The 18,553-nt window shown below is 70.5% G+C and carries 19 protein-coding genes and 1 tRNA gene; 10 read left to right on the top strand and 10 right to left on the bottom strand.

The window, feature by feature from the left end; translation table 11 throughout:
* The first annotated feature begins 100 nt into the window (after positions 1-100).
* Both KK483_RS15885 and KK483_RS15880 read left to right on the top strand, forming a co-directional pair.
* The gene (locus KK483_RS15885) at positions 101-1,429 is read left to right on the top strand and encodes a cell wall metabolism sensor histidine kinase WalK (protein ID WP_262005890.1); all 1,329 of its coding nucleotides are present in this window, start codon (positions 101-103) and stop codon (positions 1,427-1,429) included.
* Positions 1,426-2,106, top strand: coding sequence for a response regulator transcription factor (locus KK483_RS15880; protein ID WP_126884732.1), 681 nt, complete (start codon positions 1,426-1,428; stop codon positions 2,104-2,106). The genes KK483_RS15885 and KK483_RS15880 overlap by 4 nt, the downstream gene beginning before the upstream one ends.
* 122 nt (positions 2,107-2,228) lie before the next feature.
* Here the strand turns inward: KK483_RS15880 and KK483_RS15875 are convergent, their stop codons facing one another.
* Positions 2,229-2,963, bottom strand: a complete 735-nt coding sequence (locus KK483_RS15875) for a DUF461 domain-containing protein (protein ID WP_262005889.1) — start codon at positions 2,961-2,963, stop codon at positions 2,229-2,231.
* Positions 2,964-3,537: 574 nt separating this feature from the next.
* Between KK483_RS15875 and KK483_RS15870 the strand changes: the two genes are divergently transcribed.
* The 7 genes from KK483_RS15870 to KK483_RS15840 all read left to right on the top strand — a co-directional run bounded on the left by KK483_RS15870 (position 3,538) and on the right by KK483_RS15840 (position 10,750).
* Positions 3,538-4,020, top strand: a complete 483-nt coding sequence (locus tag KK483_RS15870) for a CarD family transcriptional regulator (protein WP_017945956.1) — start codon at positions 3,538-3,540, stop codon at positions 4,018-4,020.
* 523 nt (positions 4,021-4,543) lie between these two features.
* A complete protein-coding gene (gene ispD / locus KK483_RS15865) occupies positions 4,544-5,281 on the top strand; it encodes a 2-C-methyl-D-erythritol 4-phosphate cytidylyltransferase (protein ID WP_262005888.1) in 738 nt (245 codons plus the stop codon).
* Positions 5,271-5,813, top strand: coding sequence for a 2-C-methyl-D-erythritol 2,4-cyclodiphosphate synthase (ispF, locus tag KK483_RS15860; protein WP_262005887.1), 543 nt, complete (start codon positions 5,271-5,273; stop codon positions 5,811-5,813). The genes ispD and ispF overlap by 11 nt, the downstream gene beginning before the upstream one ends.
* A 90-nt stretch (positions 5,814-5,903) precedes the next feature.
* Positions 5,904-6,311 (top strand): PPOX class F420-dependent oxidoreductase, encoded by a 408-nt coding sequence (locus KK483_RS15855; RefSeq protein WP_262005886.1) that lies wholly within the window; start codon positions 5,904-5,906, stop codon positions 6,309-6,311.
* A 96-nt stretch (positions 6,312-6,407) separates the two neighbouring features.
* Complete coding sequence (cysS, locus tag KK483_RS15850; RefSeq protein ID WP_262005885.1) at positions 6,408-7,823, top strand: cysteine--tRNA ligase; 1,416 nt, start codon at positions 6,408-6,410, stop codon at positions 7,821-7,823.
* Positions 7,824-7,941: 118 nt separating this feature from the next.
* Positions 7,942-8,892, top strand: a complete 951-nt coding sequence (gene rlmB / locus KK483_RS15845; RefSeq protein ID WP_262005884.1) for a 23S rRNA (guanosine(2251)-2'-O)-methyltransferase RlmB — start codon at positions 7,942-7,944, stop codon at positions 8,890-8,892.
* Between the two features lie 181 nt (positions 8,893-9,073).
* Positions 9,074-10,750 (top strand): DoxX family membrane protein, encoded by a 1,677-nt coding sequence (locus KK483_RS15840; protein WP_262005883.1) that lies wholly within the window; start codon positions 9,074-9,076, stop codon positions 10,748-10,750.
* A gap of 136 nt (positions 10,751-10,886) precedes the next feature.
* Here the strand turns inward: KK483_RS15840 and KK483_RS15835 are convergent, their stop codons facing one another.
* From KK483_RS15835 to KK483_RS15825, 3 genes are all read right to left on the bottom strand, one after another.
* Positions 10,887-11,603, bottom strand: coding sequence for a nucleotidyltransferase family protein (locus tag KK483_RS15835; RefSeq protein ID WP_262005882.1), 717 nt, complete (start codon positions 11,601-11,603; stop codon positions 10,887-10,889).
* 144 nt (positions 11,604-11,747) lie between these two features.
* Positions 11,748-12,170: a hypothetical protein gene (locus tag KK483_RS15830; RefSeq protein ID WP_262005881.1), complete on the bottom strand. Its 423-nt coding sequence runs from the start codon at positions 12,168-12,170 to the stop codon at positions 11,748-11,750.
* 202 nt (positions 12,171-12,372) lie between these two features.
* Positions 12,373-13,509 (bottom strand): ABC transporter ATP-binding protein, encoded by a 1,137-nt coding sequence (locus KK483_RS15825; RefSeq protein WP_262005880.1) that lies wholly within the window; start codon positions 13,507-13,509, stop codon positions 12,373-12,375.
* A 182-nt stretch (positions 13,510-13,691) separates the two neighbouring features.
* Here KK483_RS15825 and KK483_RS15820 point away from each other — a divergent pair.
* A tRNA-Thr gene (locus KK483_RS15820) sits at positions 13,692-13,765 on the top strand.
* Positions 13,766-13,843: 78 nt separating this feature from the next.
* Here KK483_RS15820 and xerC read toward each other — a convergent pair.
* The 6 genes from xerC to KK483_RS15790 form a co-directional block, all read right to left on the bottom strand.
* Positions 13,844-14,983, bottom strand: coding sequence for a tyrosine recombinase XerC (gene xerC / locus KK483_RS15815; protein WP_262005879.1), 1,140 nt, complete (start codon positions 14,981-14,983; stop codon positions 13,844-13,846).
* Entirely contained in the window at positions 14,983-15,183 is a 201-nt protein-coding gene (locus KK483_RS15810; RefSeq protein ID WP_262005878.1) for a helix-turn-helix domain-containing protein, read from the bottom strand. Before KK483_RS15810 ends, xerC begins: the two co-directional genes overlap by 1 nt.
* Before the next feature lie 478 nt (positions 15,184-15,661).
* Positions 15,662-17,143: a virulence-associated E family protein gene (locus KK483_RS15805; protein ID WP_262005877.1), complete on the bottom strand. Its 1,482-nt coding sequence runs from the start codon at positions 17,141-17,143 to the stop codon at positions 15,662-15,664.
* A 2-nt stretch (positions 17,144-17,145) separates the two neighbouring features.
* Positions 17,146-18,006: a bifunctional DNA primase/polymerase gene (locus KK483_RS15800; RefSeq protein WP_262005876.1), complete on the bottom strand. Its 861-nt coding sequence runs from the start codon at positions 18,004-18,006 to the stop codon at positions 17,146-17,148.
* Between the two features lie 89 nt (positions 18,007-18,095).
* Positions 18,096-18,353: a hypothetical protein gene (locus KK483_RS15795; RefSeq protein WP_262005875.1), complete on the bottom strand. Its 258-nt coding sequence runs from the start codon at positions 18,351-18,353 to the stop codon at positions 18,096-18,098.
* Complete coding sequence (locus KK483_RS15790; RefSeq protein ID WP_262005874.1) at positions 18,350-18,550, bottom strand: hypothetical protein; 201 nt, start codon at positions 18,548-18,550, stop codon at positions 18,350-18,352. The genes KK483_RS15795 and KK483_RS15790 overlap by 4 nt, the downstream gene beginning before the upstream one ends.
* Positions 18,551-18,553 lie beyond the last annotated feature (3 nt).

The following is an 18,553-nucleotide window of genomic DNA, read 5'->3' as shown; positions in this document are numbered from 1 at the left end:
TGAACCGCCACTATCCCCTCGGTGAACTCTGGGCGACGAGTGTTCGAGGTGCCACTCGGAAGGCTGGGAGCTGGTCAGACGGCCCGCTTAGTCTGGATGCATGGACGTGAACGCGGCGGTCGCCGCATTGGCTGCGATCGCCGGGGTGTGCACCGGCGTGATCGCCATGCTGGCGTTCCGCTGGAGCGAGCGCGACCAGGCACGGCCCACCCGCACATCGCTGCACACGGACGCCGTGCTTCCGCCCGGCGTCGACACCGTGCTCTCCGTGCTCCGCTCCTCCGCGGTCGTCCTCGACGAGAGCGACTCCGTGGTCAAGGCCAGCTCGGCCGCGTACGCGCTGGGTCTGGTCAGGGGCGGGAAGCTGGCCATCGAGCCCATGCTGCACATGGCCCGCGACACCCGCCGCGACGGTGAGATAAGGCAGGTCGAGCTCGACCTGCCCCGGCGCGGCAGCGGCCGCGGCGAGGCACTCGCCGTCTCCGCCCGGGTCGCGCCGCTCGGCTCCCGCCTGGTGCTGCTGCTGGTCGAGGACCTCACCGAGGCCCGCCGTATCGAAGCGGTACGACGCGACTTCGTCGCCAATGTCAGCCATGAGCTCAAGACGCCCGTCGGCGCGCTCTCGCTGCTCTCCGAAGCGGTCATGGACGCGTCGGACGACCCCGAGGCGGTCACCCGCTTCGCGGGCCGCATGCAGATCGAGGCGACCCGCCTCACCAGTCTCGTACAGGAGCTCATCGACCTCTCCCGGGTGCAGAACGACGACCCGCTGGAGGACGCCGAGCCCGTGCGCGTGGACGAGCTGGTCGCCGAGGCCATCGACCGATCCCGGCACACCGCGTCCACGAAGCAGATCACCATGGCCGCCGGTGGCACCGCCGACCTGCACGTCTGGGGCCACCGCGGCCAGCTGGCCGCCGCCCTCGGCAATCTCGTCGAGAACGCCGTCAACTACTCGCCGGCCCGCACCCGCGTCGGCATAGCCGCGCGCCGCGTCTCCGCCTCCGGCGGCGACCTGATCGAGATCGCCGTCACCGACCAGGGAATCGGCATCTCCGAGCGGGACCGTGAGCGGATCTTCGAGCGCTTCTACCGCGTCGACCCCGCCCGCTCCCGGGCGACCGGTGGTACGGGCCTGGGCCTGGCCATCGTCAAGCACGTGGCCGCCTCGCACGGCGGGGAGGTCACGGTGTGGAGCTCCGAGGGTCAGGGCTCCACGTTCACCCTGCGGTTGCCGGAGGCCGGCTCCGTCCGGGACCGTACACACAGCCACGTCGCCGACGAAGCCGACGACGCTCCGTACGACTCGGATCCCGGTCCCGGTCCCCACCACGCCGCCGACACCGCTCCCCACCCCCGAACCCACCCCGGTCCGGATCCCCGGACCACCCCACGCGAACCACTGCCTGCCCCGGAGGTCCTTCCGTGACCCGAGTGCTTGTCGTCGAGGACGAGGAGTCCTTCAGCGACGCTCTTTCCTACATGCTCCGCAAGGAGGGCTTCGAGGTCGCCGTCGCGACCACCGGCCCCGAGGGGCTCGACGAGTTCGAGCGCAACGGCGCCGACCTCGTGCTCCTCGACCTGATGCTGCCGGGCCTGCCCGGCACCGAGGTCTGCCGCCAGCTGCGCGGCCGCTCCAACGTCCCCGTCATCATGGTGACCGCCAAGGACAGCGAGATCGACAAGGTCGTCGGTCTGGAGATAGGAGCCGACGACTACGTGACGAAGCCCTTCTCCTCGCGGGAGCTGGTCGCCCGCATCCGCGCGGTCCTGCGCCGCCGCGGTGAGCCGGAGGAGGTCACCCCCGCCGCCCTGGAGGCCGGTCCGGTCCGGATGGACGTGGACCGCCACGTCGTCACCGTCGCCGGCGGCAAGGTCGACCTGCCGCTCAAGGAGTTCGACCTCCTGGAGATGCTGCTGCGCAACGCGGGCCGTGTGCTGACCCGTATGCAGCTGATCGACCGCGTCTGGGGCGCGGACTACGTGGGCGACACCAAGACCCTCGACGTCCACGTCAAGCGCCTCCGCGCCAAGATCGAGCCGGACCCGGGCGCGCCGCGCTACCTGGTCACGGTCCGCGGCCTCGGCTACAAGTTCGAGCCGTAAGCCGCAAGCCGCAAGCCGTACGCCTTAACCGGCACGTACGCACGCGCGGCACGGCGGCGCCCCACCGGATCCTCCCGGTGGGGCGCCGCCGTGCGTTCGCGTACGGACCGTACGCGGCGGGGTCAGTGACCCGAGCCGCCCTCGGCGGGAGTGGTGGACTCGGACGGGGTCGCCCCGCCCTCGCCGCCGTGCTCGTCGCCGCCGCCCTGCTCCGAGCCGTGCTCGCCACCCTGCTGGCTGCCCTGCTCGCCGTCCTGTTCCTCGCCGTGCTCGCCCTCGCCGCCGTGCGCGCCGGCGGTCGGGGAGCCCGTCGGCGACGGGGACTCGGACGGGGGCTGCGCGGCACCGGTCGGGCCGTAGTCCTTGTAGTAGCCGATCGCCGGCATGACGAAGGCGTCGAGGCGGACGTCGCCGGTCTCGCTGAACCGGAAGACGACCTCCTGGACATCGCCGGCCTTGCCGGCCTCGCGGCCGTTCTCGATGACCGCCGAGGCGTTGCCCTCGCCGCCGAGGATGACCGAGCCGCCGGCCGGCACGGTGACCGGGCCGCCGCCCTTGGCCGCGGACAGCTTCACCGCGGAGTTGCTGCCGGGCAGCGTGATGGACTCGAGCGTCTGGTCCTTCTGGCCGTCGTTGAAGAGCGTCGCCGACACGACGGCCGGCCCCTCCGCGCCCGCCACGGGCTGGGCGAGCACCGTCGCGTTCTGGACCTTGATGACGCCGACCGAGGTGGCGGCGTTGTCCGGCTTCACGCCGAGCGTCTGCGCGTCCTGGCCCGCACCGCAGGCGGAGAGCGTGGCGATCGAGATCGCGAGGACAGAGGCGGCGATGGCGCCGCGTCGAAGGCTGCGGCTCACGGCGGCGGCAACTCCTTGGACGTACGGACGTGCGGACGGACTGAACGGGTCTTACGGGTCTTACAGCGGGCTCAGGTTACCGAGCCGGAGTCGGCGTCCCGCACCCGACCCGCCCCCGGAGGCCGCCCGACACCCCGAGTGAGCACCACTGTCGGCACCCTCACCCGGATTTGGTCTGCTGTTCACATAAGGCGGATGATCAATTCCGCCGCCCTCGCGCATTCCTTGCGAATAAACCGCCGAGGTCGCCTCGGTGATCAATTCCGGATTCCTTCTCGCCGTCCCGCCGTGCGGGTGACCGAGCCTCGAACGGAGTACGGGAAGTAGACTGCTGAGAAACCGGCAAATCGGGACGTTCATCCGCTTGGGCGGGGGTTGTGGCGCGCGTAACGTGCGCGTTTCCGCATGCCCGTGCAGCGGCTCCGACCTGCGATTACCCCCTCCCCGAAGCCGCCCGCAGCACGTCCGGGTTGCTGTTGTCAAGCCCCGAGATATGCCCTGACCTGCGGAAACGCCATTCAGAAGAAGCCGTTCTCGTGTTACCCTGGATAGCCACGGAAGGGGTACCTGTCACATGACGTTCAAGGTTGGCGACACCGTGGTCTATCCCCATCACGGGGCCGCGCTGATCGAGGCCATCGAAACTCGCCAGATCAAAGGCGTGGACAAGACCTACTTGGTGCTCAAGGTCGCCCAGGGCGACTTGACGGTTCGTGTGCCGGCGGACAATGCGGATCTCGTTGGCGTGCGCGATGTGGTCGGTCAGGACGGGCTCGACCGGGTCTTCGACGTGCTGCGTGCGCCGTATGCGGAGGAGCCCACGAACTGGTCCCGTCGCTACAAGGCAAATCTCGAGAAGCTCGCCTCCGGCGACGTCATCAAGGTCGCCGAAGTGGTGCGCGACCTGTGGCGCCGCGAGCGTGAGCGCGGTCTCTCCGCAGGTGAGAAGCGCATGCTGGCCAAGGCTCGGCAGATCCTGGTGAGCGAACTGGCCCTCGCGGAGAACACCAACGAGGACAAGGCCGAGGCTCTGCTCGACGAGGTCCTCGCGTCCTGACGCCGGTCGTCGCGCCGGCGCTCTCGCGCGCCCAAGCGTCCACGGTGCAGAACTGAATGCCGCGGTGCCCGCTGACCAGCTGAAGGGTTGTGTCGCCGGGCACTGCGGCATGTCCGCAGGGCCAGACCCAAGCGCCCTGACGGCAGCGCCCCCGAGGCAGCACCCTCAGGTGACCCCATGGGCTGCTCCCGCGGCACAGTCCCCGCAGGATCCGCACGCAGGATCCGAAAGATCGATCTCCCGACGTCCCCCGTCTACCCCGACGTCCCCCCTGTCCCCCGACTGTCCCCGACGATCGACTCCCGACCGATTCCGGCCACGCAGTGTGCCGGGCCCGGGCGGCTGGCGCAGCTCGCTCAACCAGTTGTCACGGAAAAGGGTCCGGTCAAGGCGGAGCTCCCGGCACGCTGTGGCCATACCCACAACGGCCGAGGACACAAACCTGGCCAAGCCCAACTCGGTCCTGGCCATGTCAGAACTGGGGCGTCGTCACGGACCGTCCCCGACCTCCGGAGTGGAACCGATGTCAGAACAGACGCGCACCGGCCGCACCGCCGTGGTGATCCCCGCGGCAGGCCGGGGCGTACGACTCGGCCCGGGTGCCCCCAAGGCGCTCCGCGCCCTTGGCGGCACCCCCATGCTGATCCACGCGGTACGGGCCATGGCCGCGTCCCGGGCCGTCGCGCTCGTCGTGGTGGTCGCTCCGCCCGACGGCGCGGGCGAGGTCAAGAACCTCCTCGACGACCACGCCCTGCCCGAGCGCACCGACTACCTCGTCGTCCCTGGCGGCGACACCCGCCAGGAGTCCGTGCGCCTCGGCCTCGAAGCGCTCCCCGAGACGGTCACCACCGTGCTCGTGCACGACGCCGCCCGGCCGCTGGTCCCCGTCGACACCGTCGACGCCGTCATCGAGGCCGTACGGGACGGCGCCGTCGCCGTCGTGCCCGCCCTGCCGCTCGCCGACACCGTCAAGCAGGTCGAGCCGCGCGAGAAGGGCGAGCCCGAGCCGGTCGTCGCCACCCCCGAGCGGGCCCGTCTGCGCGCCGTGCAGACCCCGCAGGGCTTCGACCGAGAGACGCTCGTACGCGCCCACGAGACGGTCACCGACGACGTCACCGACGACGCGAGCATGGTCGAGCAGCTCGGCGCGCCCGTCGTGGTCGTGCCCGGCCACGAAGAGGCGTTCAAGGTGACCCGCCCGCTGGACCTCGTGCTCGCCGAGGCCGTACTCGCCCGCAGGAGGGCCAACGATGGCTTCTAGCCCGACCCCGCCCCCGATCCCCCGCGTCGGCGTCGGCACCGACGTCCACGCCTTCGAGCAGGGCCGCGAGCTGTGGTGCGCCGGCCTGCGCTGGGAGAGCTCCGACAGCGACGGGTACGGTCTCGCCGGCCACTCCGACGGCGACGTCGCCGCCCACGCCGCCTGCGACGCGCTCTTCTCGGCCGCCGGCGTCGGCGACCTCGGCGCCCACTTCGGCACCGGCCGCCCCGAGTGGTCCGGCGCCTCCGGGGTGACACTGCTCGCCGAGGCGGCCAGGATCGTACGCGCCGAGGGCTTCGAGATCGGCAACATCGCGGTCCAGGTCATCGGCGTGCGGCCGAAGATCGGCAAGCGGCGCGACGAGGCCCAGAAGGCGCTGAGCGAGGCGGCCGGGGCCCCTGTCTCCGTCTCGGGCACGACGACCGACGGCCTCGGGCTGACCGGCCGGGCCGAAGGGCTGGCGGCGATCGCGACGGCGCTGGTCCTGCCTCCTCGGCTCGGCCCGGGGCCCGGGGCTCGTCTCCCCGGGTGACGCGGCGCGCGTCCTGACCGCTACGGCGCGCCGGGTGGGGTAGATGCGGTTGTGACGTCAACGAATTCCTGTGCACAGGAGGACCGCACCGTGACCGCCCCGCTCAGCGACAAGCTCAAGGAACTGCTCGACGGCCCCGTCTTCGTGAACCTCGCCACCATCCAGCCGGACGGGAGCCCCCAGGTGTCTCCCGTCTGGGTGAAGCGAGACGGCGACGACCTGCTCATCTCGACCACCGTCGGGCGCCGCAAGGAGAAGAACCTCCGCCGGGACCCGCGTGTGACCGTCGTCGTGCAGCCCTTCGACGAGCCGTACACGTACGCGGAGATCCGCGGCACCGCCGACCTCACGAGCGAGGGCGGCCAGGAGCTCATCGACGAACTGTCGATGAAGTACACCGGCAAGCACTACGCCGACTTCAACCCGGAGGCCGGCAAGGACGCCCCGCGCGTCGTCGTCCGGATCACTCCGCGGAAGGTCGTGGGCGCGCTCGCGTAACGCGGCCGACACCCGGCCGGCCCCGCCGGTCACAATCCGGTCCCCGCGCCCCCAAAGGGGCGCGGGGCACTGGTGCCGGGCCACTACTCTTGAGTGGTGACTATTCGGCTGTACGACACCAGCGCCCGGCAGATCCGTGACTTCGTCCCGCTCACGCCGGGCTGTGTCTCGATCTACCTGTGTGGCGCGACCGTGCAGTCCGCCCCGCACATCGGGCACATCAGGTCCGGGCTCAACTTCGACATCATGCGCCGCTGGTTCGAGTACCGCGGCTACGAGGTCACGTTCGTGCGGAACGTGACGGACATCGACGACAAGATCATCGCCAAGGCGGAGCTCCAGGGCCGCCCCTGGTGGGCCATCGGGTACGACAACGAGCGGGCGTTCAACGCCGGGTACGACGTGCTCGGCTGCCTGGCCCCGACCTACGAGCCGCGCGCCACCGGCCACATCACCGAGATGGTCGAGATGATGCGCGGCCTGATCGAGCGCGGCCACGCCTACGAGGCCGACGGCAACGTCTACTTCGACGTGCGCTCCTTCCCCGGCTATCTGGAGCTCTCCAACCAGGACCTGGACGATCTGCGCCAGCCGTCGGGCGAGGGCGAGACCGGCAAGCGCGACCAGCGGGACTTCGCCATGTGGAAGGCGGAGAAGCCCGGGGAGCCCTCGTGGGAGACACCGTGGGGGCGGGGCCGTCCGGGCTGGCACCTGGAGTGCTCCGCCATGGCCCACAAGTACCTGGGCTCCGCCTTCGACATCCACGGCGGCGGGCTCGACCTGGTCTTCCCCCACCACGAGAACGAGATCGCGCAGGCCAAGGCGTTCGGCGACGACTTCGCCTCGTACTGGGTGCACAACGCCTGGGTGACGATGAGCGGCGAGAAGATGTCGAAGTCGCTCGGCAACTCGGTCCTCGTGAGCGAGATGGTCAAGCACTGGCGGCCGATCGTGCTCCGCTACTACCTGGGCACCCCGCACTACCGATCCATGATCGAGTACAGCGAGGAGGCCCTGCGCGAGGCCGAGTCGGCGTTCGCGCGCATCGAGGGCTTCGTCCAGCGAGTCACCGAGAAGGCAGGGAAGGCGGTCGCTCCCGCCACCGAGGTGCCGCCCGCCTTCGCCGAGGCGATGGACGACGACCTCGGTGTCCCGCAGGCGCTCGCGATCGTCCACACCGCGGTCCGCCAGGGCAACAGCGCACTGGCCGCCGACGACAAGGAAGCGGCGGTGGCCCGCCTCGCGGAGGTACGGGCCATGCTCGGCGTCCTCGGGCTCGACCCGCTCGACCCGCACTGGGCGGGTGAGGCCGACCGCGGCGAGGCTGTGTTCAACAAGAGCGTGCACGGCGTCGTCGACACGCTCGTGCGGCTGGTGCTCCAGCAGCGCGAGGCCGCGCGGGCGCGCAAGGACTGGGGCACGGCGGACGCGATCCGCGACCAGCTCAACCAGTCCGGGCTCGTCATCGAGGACAGTCCCGACGGGCCACGCTGGACGCTGGGACCCCGCTGACCCGCGACATTGTGCCGCCCGGCGTGCTGGGCGGCACACTTTCTTACGTACGCAGTGACGTACGCACGCACACGCACACGCATTCGCAGACTGTGAAGATCCAGGGAAACAGGTAGTCATGGCCGGGAACAGCCAGCGCAGGAACCGCCGCACGTCCAACAAGAAGGGCGCGACGGTCGGCAGCGGTGGCAAGCGGCGCCGCGGCCTCGAGGGCAAGGGCCCGACCCCGCCCGCCTCGGCCCGCAAGGGCCATGTGAAGAACCGCGTCGCCAACGCCAGGGCCAAGCAGGCCGCACGGCGCCCCGTGGCCCGGCGCGGCGGCAAGGGCTCCTCGGAGATGGTCGTCGGCCGCAACCCCGTCTTCGAGGCGCTGCGCGACGGGGTGCCCGCGACGATGCTGTACGTCCAGCAGTTCATCGACAACGACGAGCGGGTGCGCGAGGCGCTCCAGCTCGCCGGTCAGCGCGGCAACATCCACCTGATGGAGGCGCCGCGGGCCGAGCTGGACCGGATGACCAACGGCCTCAACCACCAGGGCCTCGTCCTCCAGGTCCCGCCGTACGAGTACGCGCACCCCGAGGACCTCGCGGCCGCCGCCTTCGACGACGGCGAGGACCCGCTGATCGTCGCCCTCGACGGTGTCACCGACCCGCGCAACCTCGGCGCGGTCGTCCGCTCCGTCGCGGCCTTCGGCGGCCACGGCGTGGTCGTGCCCGAGCGGCGCGCCGCGGGCATGACAGCCGGCGCCTGGAAGACCTCGGCCGGCACCGCCGCCCGCACGCCGGTGGCCCGCGCCACCAACCTGACCCGCGCCCTTGAGGCGTACCAGAAGGCCGGCATCACCGTCGTCGGCCTCGCCGCCGACGGCGAGACCGAGGTCGGCGAGCTCGAAGCCCTCGACGGCCCGGTCGTCATCGTCGTCGGCAGCGAGGGCAAGGGCCTGTCGCGACTGGTCGGCGAGACATGCGACTTCCGTGTCCGCATCCCGATGCCGGGCGGGGCGGAGTCGCTGAACGCGGGCGTGGCGGCGGGCGTGGTGCTGTACGAGGCGGCGCGCCGCCGGGCCTGAGCGGGCCTGAGAGGACCTGACGGGAGCCCTGACCGGGACCGGACCGGGTCTTGACCGGGGCCTGACTGAGACCTGACCGGGCGGGGCCGGCGGCCGCCGCCCGGGCGCGTAACGATCTTGACGGGTCTCGGACATTTCGCGGTCGTCAAGGCAGTGTCCTAAAGACAGGTCACTCGGTTAGATGAGTGTGGACACCAGAACGCCCCGGCCCGGGTTCGACGAGCAGTCGCCTCTGAGCATGACGAAGGTGAACTGCGATCCCGCGCAGGTCATCGTGAACCACGCCAGCTTCCGGGTGAAGCTCGGCCCGAGCCAGACCACGCTCACCGCGCACGCCATGACGGACACCGTCAGGATCCCCGCGATGAGCGGCGCCGGTGCGGCGACGCGCCGACGCGCACCCGTCGTATGGAGCGGGAGGTCCGCTCCGGGCGATCCCGGGGCGACCGGACTGCTCCAGGCCGTGCGCGGCTCCGGAGCGGTCACCCGCACCGGGGGGCGTCACGCAGGCGGGCGCCACGCGGGTCCGCACGCCGACGGGGCCTTCGGCGAGGGCTTCGGCGACGGCCTCGGTGAAGGCGGCTTCGCCGACGGCTTCGACGGCGGTGCGACGCGGGTCCTTCCGCGCATCGACGACACCGTGCCCACGCCCACCGCCCGGCACCGGGCCCCGCTGCTGCCGTCGATGCGGCAGGCGGAGGGCGCGTACGACGCGTACGAGCCGTACGGGCAGGAGGCCGACGAGGAGCCGGACTTCCGCCCCTCGTCCCAGTCCGCCGACACCGGCAACGGCGTACGGCACGCCTACTACCCCGGCCGCCGGATGAACCTCGGCGTCGTGCTCCTCCCGCTGCGCGTCTTCCTCGGCCTCATCTCCGTCTACGCCGGCATGGGCAAGCTCTGCGACCCCGTCTACTTCGACGGCGGCGAGCGCGGCTCCATGGTCAAGTGGCTCACCTCGCTTGACCCCTGGACGCTCGCCGAACCGCTGCGCGACTTCGCGCTCCAGCACCCGGTGGGCGCCGGGCTCACCGTCGCGTTCCTCCAGGTCGTCGTCGGCGTGCTGACCGTCCTCGGCCTCTGGCAGCGGGTCGCGGCCGTCGTCGGCGTGCTGCTCTCCGCCGTGCTGATCATGACCGTGAGCTGGCACACCCTGCCGGTCTACGACGCCCCCGACATCATCTACCTCGCGGCCTGGTCCCCCCTGGTCATCGCCGGCGCCCCGGTCTACTCGCTCGACGGGCGCCTCGCCGGCGAGGCATGGCGCACGCTCGGCCCGCGCTCCGAACTGTGGGAGCTGCGCCGCCGGGTGCTGCGGCGGGGCGGGATGCTCGCCGCGGTGGTCGTCGGCCTGACGCTGCTCACCGGCTCGATCCTCGGCGGAGCGGTGCGCTCCACGGAGCTGGTGACCGTGCCGGGGCCGAACGTCGACCCGACCAACCACCTTCCCGGCTCTCCGCTGCCGCAGGAGTCGGGCGAGCGCAGCCCGTCCCGCGAGGCGCGGCAGCAGTCGTCCGAGCCCTCACGGAGCGAGTCGAGCAGCCCCGCCGCCGAGCAGGCCGAACCGTCCGAGACGGTCCGCGAGACCGGCCGCGTCGGCGAGGCCGGCAGCCCCAGCCAGTCCCAGGGTGCGGGAGGCGGCCAGTCTCCGGAGCAGTCGCAGCCGGTCCCGCCGCCGTCCGGCAGCTCGGGTCCCTCCACGACGGGCGGAGCCGGCACCACGGGCGGTGGCGGCGACTCCGGAGGCAGCACCGGCGGATCGGACGACGGCGGCGGCTCCGGGGGCAGCGGCGGCTCCGGAAGCTCCGGCGGTTCCGGAGGGGGGAACCGCAATCCGATCGGCGGCCTCCTGGGCTGAGCCGTCCGGGTCCCGGACGTACGGAGGGGCGGTCACCGGCATCATCGGTGACCGCCCCTCCGCGTGCCTTCCGCGTGCTTTCCGTGTGCCTTCCGCGCGCCCTCCGTGTGCCCTCCGCGTGCGTCCGGGCGCCTCCTCAACGGGTGTGCGCCGCAAGCTCCTTGGCAGCCTCCGTCAGATCCTTCGCGGTGTCGATGGCCCGCCAGTACGCTCCCTGCGGCAGCGGGAACCCCGCCAGCGCCCGCTCACGCGCCAGCCGCGGGAACGTCGTCCGCTCATGGTCGCCCCGGTCCGGCAGCAGTTCCGTGAAGGCCGCGGAGAAGACGTACACACCAGCGTTGATGAGATACGGCGACGGCGGAGACTCGATGAAGTCCAGAACGTGGCCGAACTCGTCCGTCTCCACGGCGCCCCACGGAATGCGCGGACGGGCCAGGGCGAGCGTCGCGGTGGCGTCCCGTTCCGCGTGGAAGGCCGCCATCTCGCGCAGCGAGAAGCGCGTCCAGATGTCGCCGTTGGTCGCGTACCAGGGCTCGTCCGGGTGCGGCAGGCTCTTGGCGGCGTACTTGAGGCCGCCGCCGCGGCCAAGCGGCTCCGCCTCGACGACGGTCGTCACGCGCAGCGGCAGATCGGCGCCGTCCAGCCACTCCCGCAGGACCTCCGCGAGGTGCCCGCAGGAGACGACGGCGTCGGTCACGCCCTCGTCGGCCAGCCACGAAAGCTGATGGCCGATGATCGGAGTCCCCGTTCCGGGGATCTCGACCATCGGCTTGGGGCGGTCGTCGGTGTACGGGCGCAGCCGCGAGCCCTGGCCGCCCGCCAGGACGACGGCCTGTGTCGGATACATAGGCATAAGGGCACCATATGCGGTGCCCTTACGTCGTCAGCGGCTCGGCGGCGGTTCGGTGGCGGCCCGTTAGCGGCTCAGCGGCGGTCAGTGGCGGCTCGGTGGCGATCAGCGGCGGCTCGGTGGGCCTGCGGGCCGGCTGCCGGCCGGTCAGCTGCCCTGCGCCTGCTGGTACACGCCCGCCGCGAACGAGGTGTCGCACACGGGGCGCGAGAACGACTGCGCGCGCGTGGGGCCGTAGTGCGCCACGGCGGCGCGGCCGAGCGCTTTCGCGATCGCCATGCAGTGGCCGGCGAGCGACGGACGTGCCTCGACCTCGCGCTGGAGGCTCGTGAGGGCGACGCCGGGGTCCTTCTCCTGGAGCTCGGCGAGCAGCCTGTCGCGGAGAACGTCCTGCGGCGCACGCGACTTGGCGGGGGCCGATACATTTTCCGAGGACGCGGTGAGCATCCGCGACTCGGAGGAGCGCCCTGCCCACGGGACGCTGGTGACCGCGAGAGTTCCGGAGAGCACCAGGACGACGGGCAGGACGAGGGCGAGAGTGCGGCCGATACGGCGGGCTGTGTGGGTCACGCAGGCGAGCGTAGCGGGCAGTAGTGATTTGGCGACATTTAGTCACCCCTGCGGGGGATCGTTCGAGTGCATTTTTCGAATCGGGTGTTGACGCGGGGGTGCGAATTGCCCGATCTGCCGGGGTATTTGTCGACATGCGAAAGCGGCCCTCTCGCCGAAGCGAGAGGGCCGCTCGTACAGGCAGATGCGCCCGTCAGTGGTGTCAGTCGCTGAGGCGCTCGCCCGTCGAGGTCGAGAAGACGTGCGTCTCGCCCGGCCGCGGCACGACGTGCAGCTCGGCGCCCTTCTCCGGCACGGAACGGCCGTTCACGCGGACCACCAGGTCCTTCTTCTCGCCGCCGACCTCGGCGGTGCCGTACACGTAGCCGTCCGCGCCGAGCTCCTCGACGACGTTCACGGTCACGGCCAGACCGGCCGGGGCGTCCTCGCTGTCCTTCGTCAGCGCCTTGGCGGCTGCGCCGTTGTGCTCGACCACGTCGAAGTGCTCGGGCCGGACGCCGACGGTCACGGTCCGGTCGCCCTTGTCCGCGGCGGCGGACAGCGCCTCGCGGCTCACCGGCACCACGCTGTTGCCGAACTTCACACCGCCGTCGGTGATCGGCACCTCGACCAGGTTCATGGCGGGGGAGCCGATGAAGCCGGCGACGAACAGGTTCGCCGGACGGTCGTACATGTTCCGCGGCGAGTCGACCTGCTGGAGCAGGCCGTCCTTCAGCACGGCGACCCGGTCGCCCATGGTCATGGCCTCGACCTGGTCGTGCGTGACGTACACGGTGGTGATGCCGAGCCGGCGCTGGAGCGAGGCGATCTGCGTACGGGTCGAGACACGGAGCTTCGCGTCGAGGTTCGACAGCGGCTCGTCCATGAGGAACACCTGCGGCTCACGCACGATGGCGCGGCCCATCGCCACACGCTGCCGCTGACCGCCGGAGAGCGCCTTCGGCTTGCGGTCCAGGTACTCGGTCAGGTCGAGGATCTTCGCCGCCTCCTCGACCTTCTGCCGGATGGTGTCCTTGTTGACACCGGCGATCTTGAGCGCGAAGCCCATGTTCGCGGCCACGGTCATGTGCGGGTAGAGCGCGTAGTTCTGGAACACCATGGCGATGTCCCGGTCCTTCGGCGGGAGGTGGGTGACATCGCGGTCACCGATGCGGATCGATCCGCCGTTGACGTCCTCGAGACCCGCGAGCATCCGCAGGGAGGTCGACTTGCCGCAGCCGGAGGGGCCGACCAGAACGAGGAACTCCCCGTCCTCGATCTCGATGTCGAGCCCGTCGACGGCGGGCTTGGTGGTGCCCGGGTAGATCCGGGTCGCCTTGTCGAACGTGACAGTGGCCATGGTGATGTGTCCCTTCACCGGCAGGAACGTGCCGGACGGTCCGAGTAAAGGAAGGAATGGGTCTAGTCCACCGGGGTGAACTCCCCGAGACGCTACCTGGCGAGTTCGCGTCTGTCAGCAGTTCAGAGGCCACGAAATTCTCGACCGGGACGACCGCTGATCCGGTTACACTCATGCGCAGTGCCTCCTTAGCTCAGCTGGCCAGAGCACCGCTCTTGTAAAGCGGGGGTCGTCGGTTCGAACCCGACAGGGGGCTCTTTGATCTACCAGGGACAACGCCCCCACGATCTTGGATCGTGGGGGCGCTGACGGTAGCGATTGACGGCAGTCCCGGTCAGCGGCGCCGTTTGAGCAGGCGGTCCATATGACCCATGGCCTCCCGCCGATGGTTGTCGCTTACGTGCGTGTAGACGTTCATCGTCACTGCGATCTGCGAGTGACCCAGAATCTCCATCACCGTGCGCGGCGCGACACCGGCCGCGAAGAGCAGGGATGCGCATCCATGGCGGGTGTCGTGCAGCCGCACCCTGGGCAGTCCCGCGGACTCGGAGATTCGCTGGAACGACCGGTAGAGGTTCCGCGGCTCGATCGGTCGTCCGCTGCGGGTCGTGAAGACGTGGTCACTCTCCTGCCACTCCGCTCCGGCCGCCGCGCGGCCGCCGGCCTGCCGTAAACGCTGCCACCGGAGCGGCGCCACACACATCAGCGGAATCGGGATCACCCGCGCGCGCCGGTTCTTCGTCGTGTCGAGGTACAACTCCTTGCCGCCACGGTTCAGCGTGGTCCGGACGGTGAGGGTGCGCCGGTCAAGATCGACGTCCTTCCACTGCACCCCGAGGACTTCGCCCCGCCGCAGCCCGAGGACGACCGCCAGAACGAACGCGGTGTAGAGGGGGTCAGTCCGTGCGGCTTCCAGGAACGTCAGAGTTTCGTCCAGTGACCAGGGGCGCAGTTCACGCGGCTCGACTCGGGGTGCTGGGACCAACTGGACGACGTTGCGACTGATCAGCTCGTCGCGGCAGGCAGCCGTGACCGCCGTGCGCAGCACTCGGTGTGCCTCTTTCGCAGTCGCGGCCGACGCCTGTGAGGTGACCTTCGAAAGCATCTGCCGGACGTTCGCCGTGGTGAGCGACTCCAACCGTCGACTGCCAAGCAGGGGCACGAGGTAGAGCCGCACATGCATCTCGTACTTCGCGTACGTGGTGCGCTTTCGGTTCGGCCGGACGTACTGCTCCAGCCAGTACGGCAGCCACTCGGAGAGCTTTGCGGACCGGGACGGAGTCGGGATGCCCTGGCGGTCGCGGCGTACCAGCTCTTGCCGCTTCTCATCGCACTCTTCCCACGTGCTCCCGTACACGGTCTTGCGCTTGCGGGTGCCGTCGGGCTGCGGGACGTAGACGCGTGCCTCGAAGCGCCCGTCCTTGCGCTGCCAGATGCTGCCAGCGCCGTTGGGGTTTCTCTTGCGGGAGGCCATCAGGCTGCGTTCTCCTCAAGTCGGTCTTGCATGTAGTGGCGTACGGCGTCGACCGGGATGCGGCGGGCGCGGCCGGACGTGTAGCTCGGGAGCTGCTTGGAGCGGATCAGGTCGTAGACCTTGCTGCGGCTGAGCCTCAGAGCGGTCATGACCTCCGGGACGGTGAAGGCTTGGGGGTCGTTCGCGACGACGGTCAGCACGTTGAGACCTCCGGGAGAGGGCGGGGCCTGCGAATGAACTCGGATTCGGGGGCTTCTCAGGAGCCCGCATCTGTCCGAGGTTCGGATTTCTGCGTCACCGCGTCACCAGCGTCATTCGCGCTTCTGACCTGCGGTTATCGGTGACGGAGAGGGGATGGGTGTGCGTCACCGGCGTGGCGGTCTGTGTCACGGCGTGACGCAGGTGACGCAGGATGACGCAGACGGACCGGTTCTGCGTCACACCTGTTCCGGCAGGTCAGAGGCCGGTTTCCGTCGCGTGTGACGCAGGTGACGCAGCGTTCCCCTACTTAGGAAAAAAGAGGGGGTGGTGTCTGTTGTCGTGCGTGGCTCAGGACGTGAAGAAGGAGCCGCTGCGCGGCACGTCCTTGGGGCGGCGCGTTGCGCCGAACAGCAAGAGGAGCACGCTCACCGCGTTGGGACGGGTGCTCTTCTTGCTGTTGTGCGGTGACCTTCGTGGTCAGAACGCGGCTTCCTGCTGCGGCTTGGGCGCCGATGCCGGGGCGGGGTCGGTCAGTTCGATGTAGCGGGCTTCGCTGGTGCGTCCCCAGTCGACGTTCAGGCCGCGGGCGGCGAGGGTGGGTTGGAGGCGCTTGAGCCGGTCGGAGAGCACTTTGCCGGTGGTCGGCCACCCCTTGGGCAGGGGACGGCAGTCCTCGCCGCTGTAGAGGACAGTGAGTCGGTGCAGCCATTCCGCGGACGTCATCCGCTCCTGTGCCCCGGCCTGCATGCCGGCCGCGTACTGCAGCACGGTCTGCGCGAGCAGGTCGCCCTCGATCACGTCGTCGTTGAGGTCGTCGAGCCCGGCCCGGTAGGCGGCCAGCGCGCCGAGACCGGTTGCTGCGTCGAGTTGCGCGCACAGGTGGGCGAAGTCCGCCATGCGCAGGTCTGTGGGCGTCTCGGCGGTGGCGGCACGGACTTTGACGGTCAGGTCCAGCAGGGAGCCGAGGACGACGGGCAGGACTTCGGCGTACTCGGCCCACAGCTCGGCTTCGGTGCGGCGCACCTTCGGCCGTTCCAGGCGGAGGGGTAGGAGTCGTTCGGCGAGGTCGGGGCGGATGACGCCGACGTCGATTCCTGTGAGGAGCAGGGGGCGGCGGTAGCGGGCGCGGAAGACGTCTCCGTCGGTGAACAGGGCGCGTTTGACGCTTTCGGCGCCAGTGACGATGCAGCACATGGCGTCGGACAGGTCCGGGGTCATGTGGGAGAGGTTGTCCAGGGCGGTGACCCACCCGGCGGCGACCGCGGCGATCAGGTTGTCCTCGTCTTTCGGGGCGCGGCGCAGGTCGCTGCTCATGCCTTCGATGATCCGGATGAGCATCCGCCCGCCGGTGGACTTTCCGGCCCCTTGCGGGCCGGTGAGGAAGGGGGCGGGGACGGGCACGGAGGGTTCCAGGCAGCCGATGAGCCAGGCCATGGCCAGGCATTCGGTCTCGGCGGTGGCGAAGTTGCAGAGCCTGAACAGCAGGTCGATGCCTTTGCCGTTGGTGTCTTTGGCGGGCAGGGGGAGTTCCCCGGTGAGCTGGGTGCGTCGCCAGCACACTTCTTGCGGGTCGGGGATGGTGATGTCCCAGCCGGTGGGGTGGATGCGGATGGACTGTCCGTCGGTGCGGCCCAGGTCGAGCCAGGTCGCTCCGTCGAAGCCGGGGGCGACGCGGATGTGGATGGGTTGGACCTGCTCGGTGAGTGCGAGTGCTTCGATCAAGTCGAGTGCCTCCTTCATCGCGGTGCCGTTGAACACGCCGAGTCCGTCGCGGAACAGGCCGACCATGAGTTCCTGGCGGTGGCTTCCGGTGGTGCCCTGGGAGCGGATGGGGCGGGCTACGGGGTGGCCTTTGCGCTGGGCGTAGACGGTTCCGTCCGCGGTGCGGAAGTAGCGGAAGCGCTCTTGCGCGTAGTCGGCGATGACCTTCCGGGCAGGGTTCTTCTCGTCGTCTTCCATGGTCAGAGTCCCAACTTGGTGCGGGCGTTGTTCCAGGCGTCGGTGCAGTGCCGGGCGCTCTCGCCCTTCGCCTGAGCGGCGGTGAACAGGCGCGCGATGTGGGCGTCGGTGAGGCAGCCGCACCGGCCGTGCGTGGAGAGCACGGCCAGGAACGTGCCGTAGACCGCGTTGTGCACGCCGCTGGTGGCCTCGGTGATGCGCTGCTCGGCCATGGCGATGCCGCGTTCCAGGTAGGCGGGTGCGCGGTGGCGGCACTCCCCGCCCCCGGACAGTGTGGGCACGGTGAGGGGCTGCGGCGCGGACCGAGGTGCTGTGGGCTTCTGGACAAGGAGGGCGCGTACGGCGTCCGGCAGGTGGGCCATGGTGCCGGAGCCGAATCCGAGCCAGCGGGTGTAAGCCATGGTGGACTTGATGTCCACGCCGGGCCGGACCCTGTTCGCGGACTGCATGGGACCGAGGTAGAGCCAGTGCTCGCCGCGTGTGGTGGGCACGGTCTGCGTGGCAGGCAGATTCTCGCGGGCCCACGCGATCGCGTCGACGTTGTCGAGATCCACGACCGTCAGCCCCGCCCCGCCCGGGTGGTAAGCGACCGCGCCCGCGCGCAACCACGCGCGGCGCCAGGGGCCGGAGGTGATGACGTGAGGGTCGGTGGTGGCGGCGGCCCATGCGTGGCAGGGCCCGGGGCAGGCGCACGGCCCGGGGGTCTTCATGTTCGGGCGGCCGCCGCACGCGTTGTCGGCGCAGCGACGGCAGTTGCCGAACGGCACCTTCCCGGCTCGTAACGGCAGCACGGGCACGCCGGAGGCGGCCAGGGAGAGAGCGGTATGCAGGTGCTCTCCCCGAATGTCGGTCGGGTGGGTCATGCTGGGTGACCTCCAACAGGTCTGTTGCGGACTGGTTGGCCGGGGCGACCGCGTGTCTTTGGCGAGAGAGGCGGTCGCCCCGGGCGTATCTAGGCCGCGTCGCGGCGGCGGGTGGGGAAGTCGATGACAGTGGCCAGCCGCGGCACGGGTTCGGCCGTGGGCTGCGGTGCCGCCTCCCGTCCGTCCGGGGGCTGGGTACCAGTGGGCTCGGTGGCACGGTGGTCGGCGAGTGCGGCGGCCAGGGCGTCATCGGCCCTGCGAGAGAGCCGGTGTCCGGCCAGGAAGACCGTGCCGACGACCGCGGCCGGGGTGAACAGGACAGCGGCGGTGATGATTTCGGCGTTCACGCGGCACCGTCCCGGACGGTGGCGAGCAGCTCCGGAAGCGAGCCACCGAGCACGGTGAGGCGGTGTTCGATGGCCTGCCACGAGCTGGGGTCAATGCTCATGAGCGCGGCGGCGGCCGCGGGGAGGTCACCTTGGGCGGTGGCTTCGAGTGCGGTGCGGAGTTCGCCCGCGGCCATGAGCGTGATGTGTTCGGCCATGGT

It is taken from the genome of Streptomyces sp. FIT100, assembly GCF_024584805.1.
Classification (GTDB): Bacteria; Actinomycetota; Actinomycetes; order Streptomycetales; family Streptomycetaceae; genus Streptomyces.
Note: the sequence above shows the minus strand (reverse complement) of the source record. Positions and strands in the feature narration are given on the sequence as shown.

Excerpts from the sequence above, each read along its gene's own strand:
- KK483_RS15885 (WP_262005890.1), top strand. The coding sequence starts at position 101 with ATGGACGTGAACGCGGCGGTCGCCGCATTGGCTGCGATCGCCGGGGTG.
- KK483_RS15870 (WP_017945956.1), top strand. The coding sequence starts at position 3,538 with ATGACGTTCAAGGTTGGCGACACCGTGGTCTATCCCCATCACGGGGCC.
- ispD (WP_262005888.1), top strand. The coding sequence starts at position 4,544 with ATGTCAGAACAGACGCGCACCGGCCGCACCGCCGTGGTGATCCCCGCG.
- ispF (WP_262005887.1), top strand. The coding sequence starts at position 5,271 with ATGGCTTCTAGCCCGACCCCGCCCCCGATCCCCCGCGTCGGCGTCGGC.
- rlmB (WP_262005884.1), top strand. The coding sequence starts at position 7,942 with ATGGCCGGGAACAGCCAGCGCAGGAACCGCCGCACGTCCAACAAGAAG.
- KK483_RS15840 (WP_262005883.1), top strand. The coding sequence starts at position 9,074 with ATGAGTGTGGACACCAGAACGCCCCGGCCCGGGTTCGACGAGCAGTCG.
- KK483_RS15835 (WP_262005882.1), bottom strand. The coding sequence starts at position 11,603 with ATGCCTATGTATCCGACACAGGCCGTCGTCCTGGCGGGCGGCCAGGGC.
- KK483_RS15825 (WP_262005880.1), bottom strand. The coding sequence starts at position 13,509 with ATGGCCACTGTCACGTTCGACAAGGCGACCCGGATCTACCCGGGCACC.
- xerC (WP_262005879.1), bottom strand. The coding sequence starts at position 14,983 with ATGGCCTCCCGCAAGAGAAACCCCAACGGCGCTGGCAGCATCTGGCAG.
- KK483_RS15805 (WP_262005877.1), bottom strand. The coding sequence starts at position 17,143 with ATGGAAGACGACGAGAAGAACCCTGCCCGGAAGGTCATCGCCGACTAC.
- KK483_RS15800 (WP_262005876.1), bottom strand. The coding sequence starts at position 18,006 with ATGACCCACCCGACCGACATTCGGGGAGAGCACCTGCATACCGCTCTC.
- KK483_RS15790 (WP_262005874.1), bottom strand. The coding sequence starts at position 18,550 with ATGGCCGAACACATCACGCTCATGGCCGCGGGCGAACTCCGCACCGCA.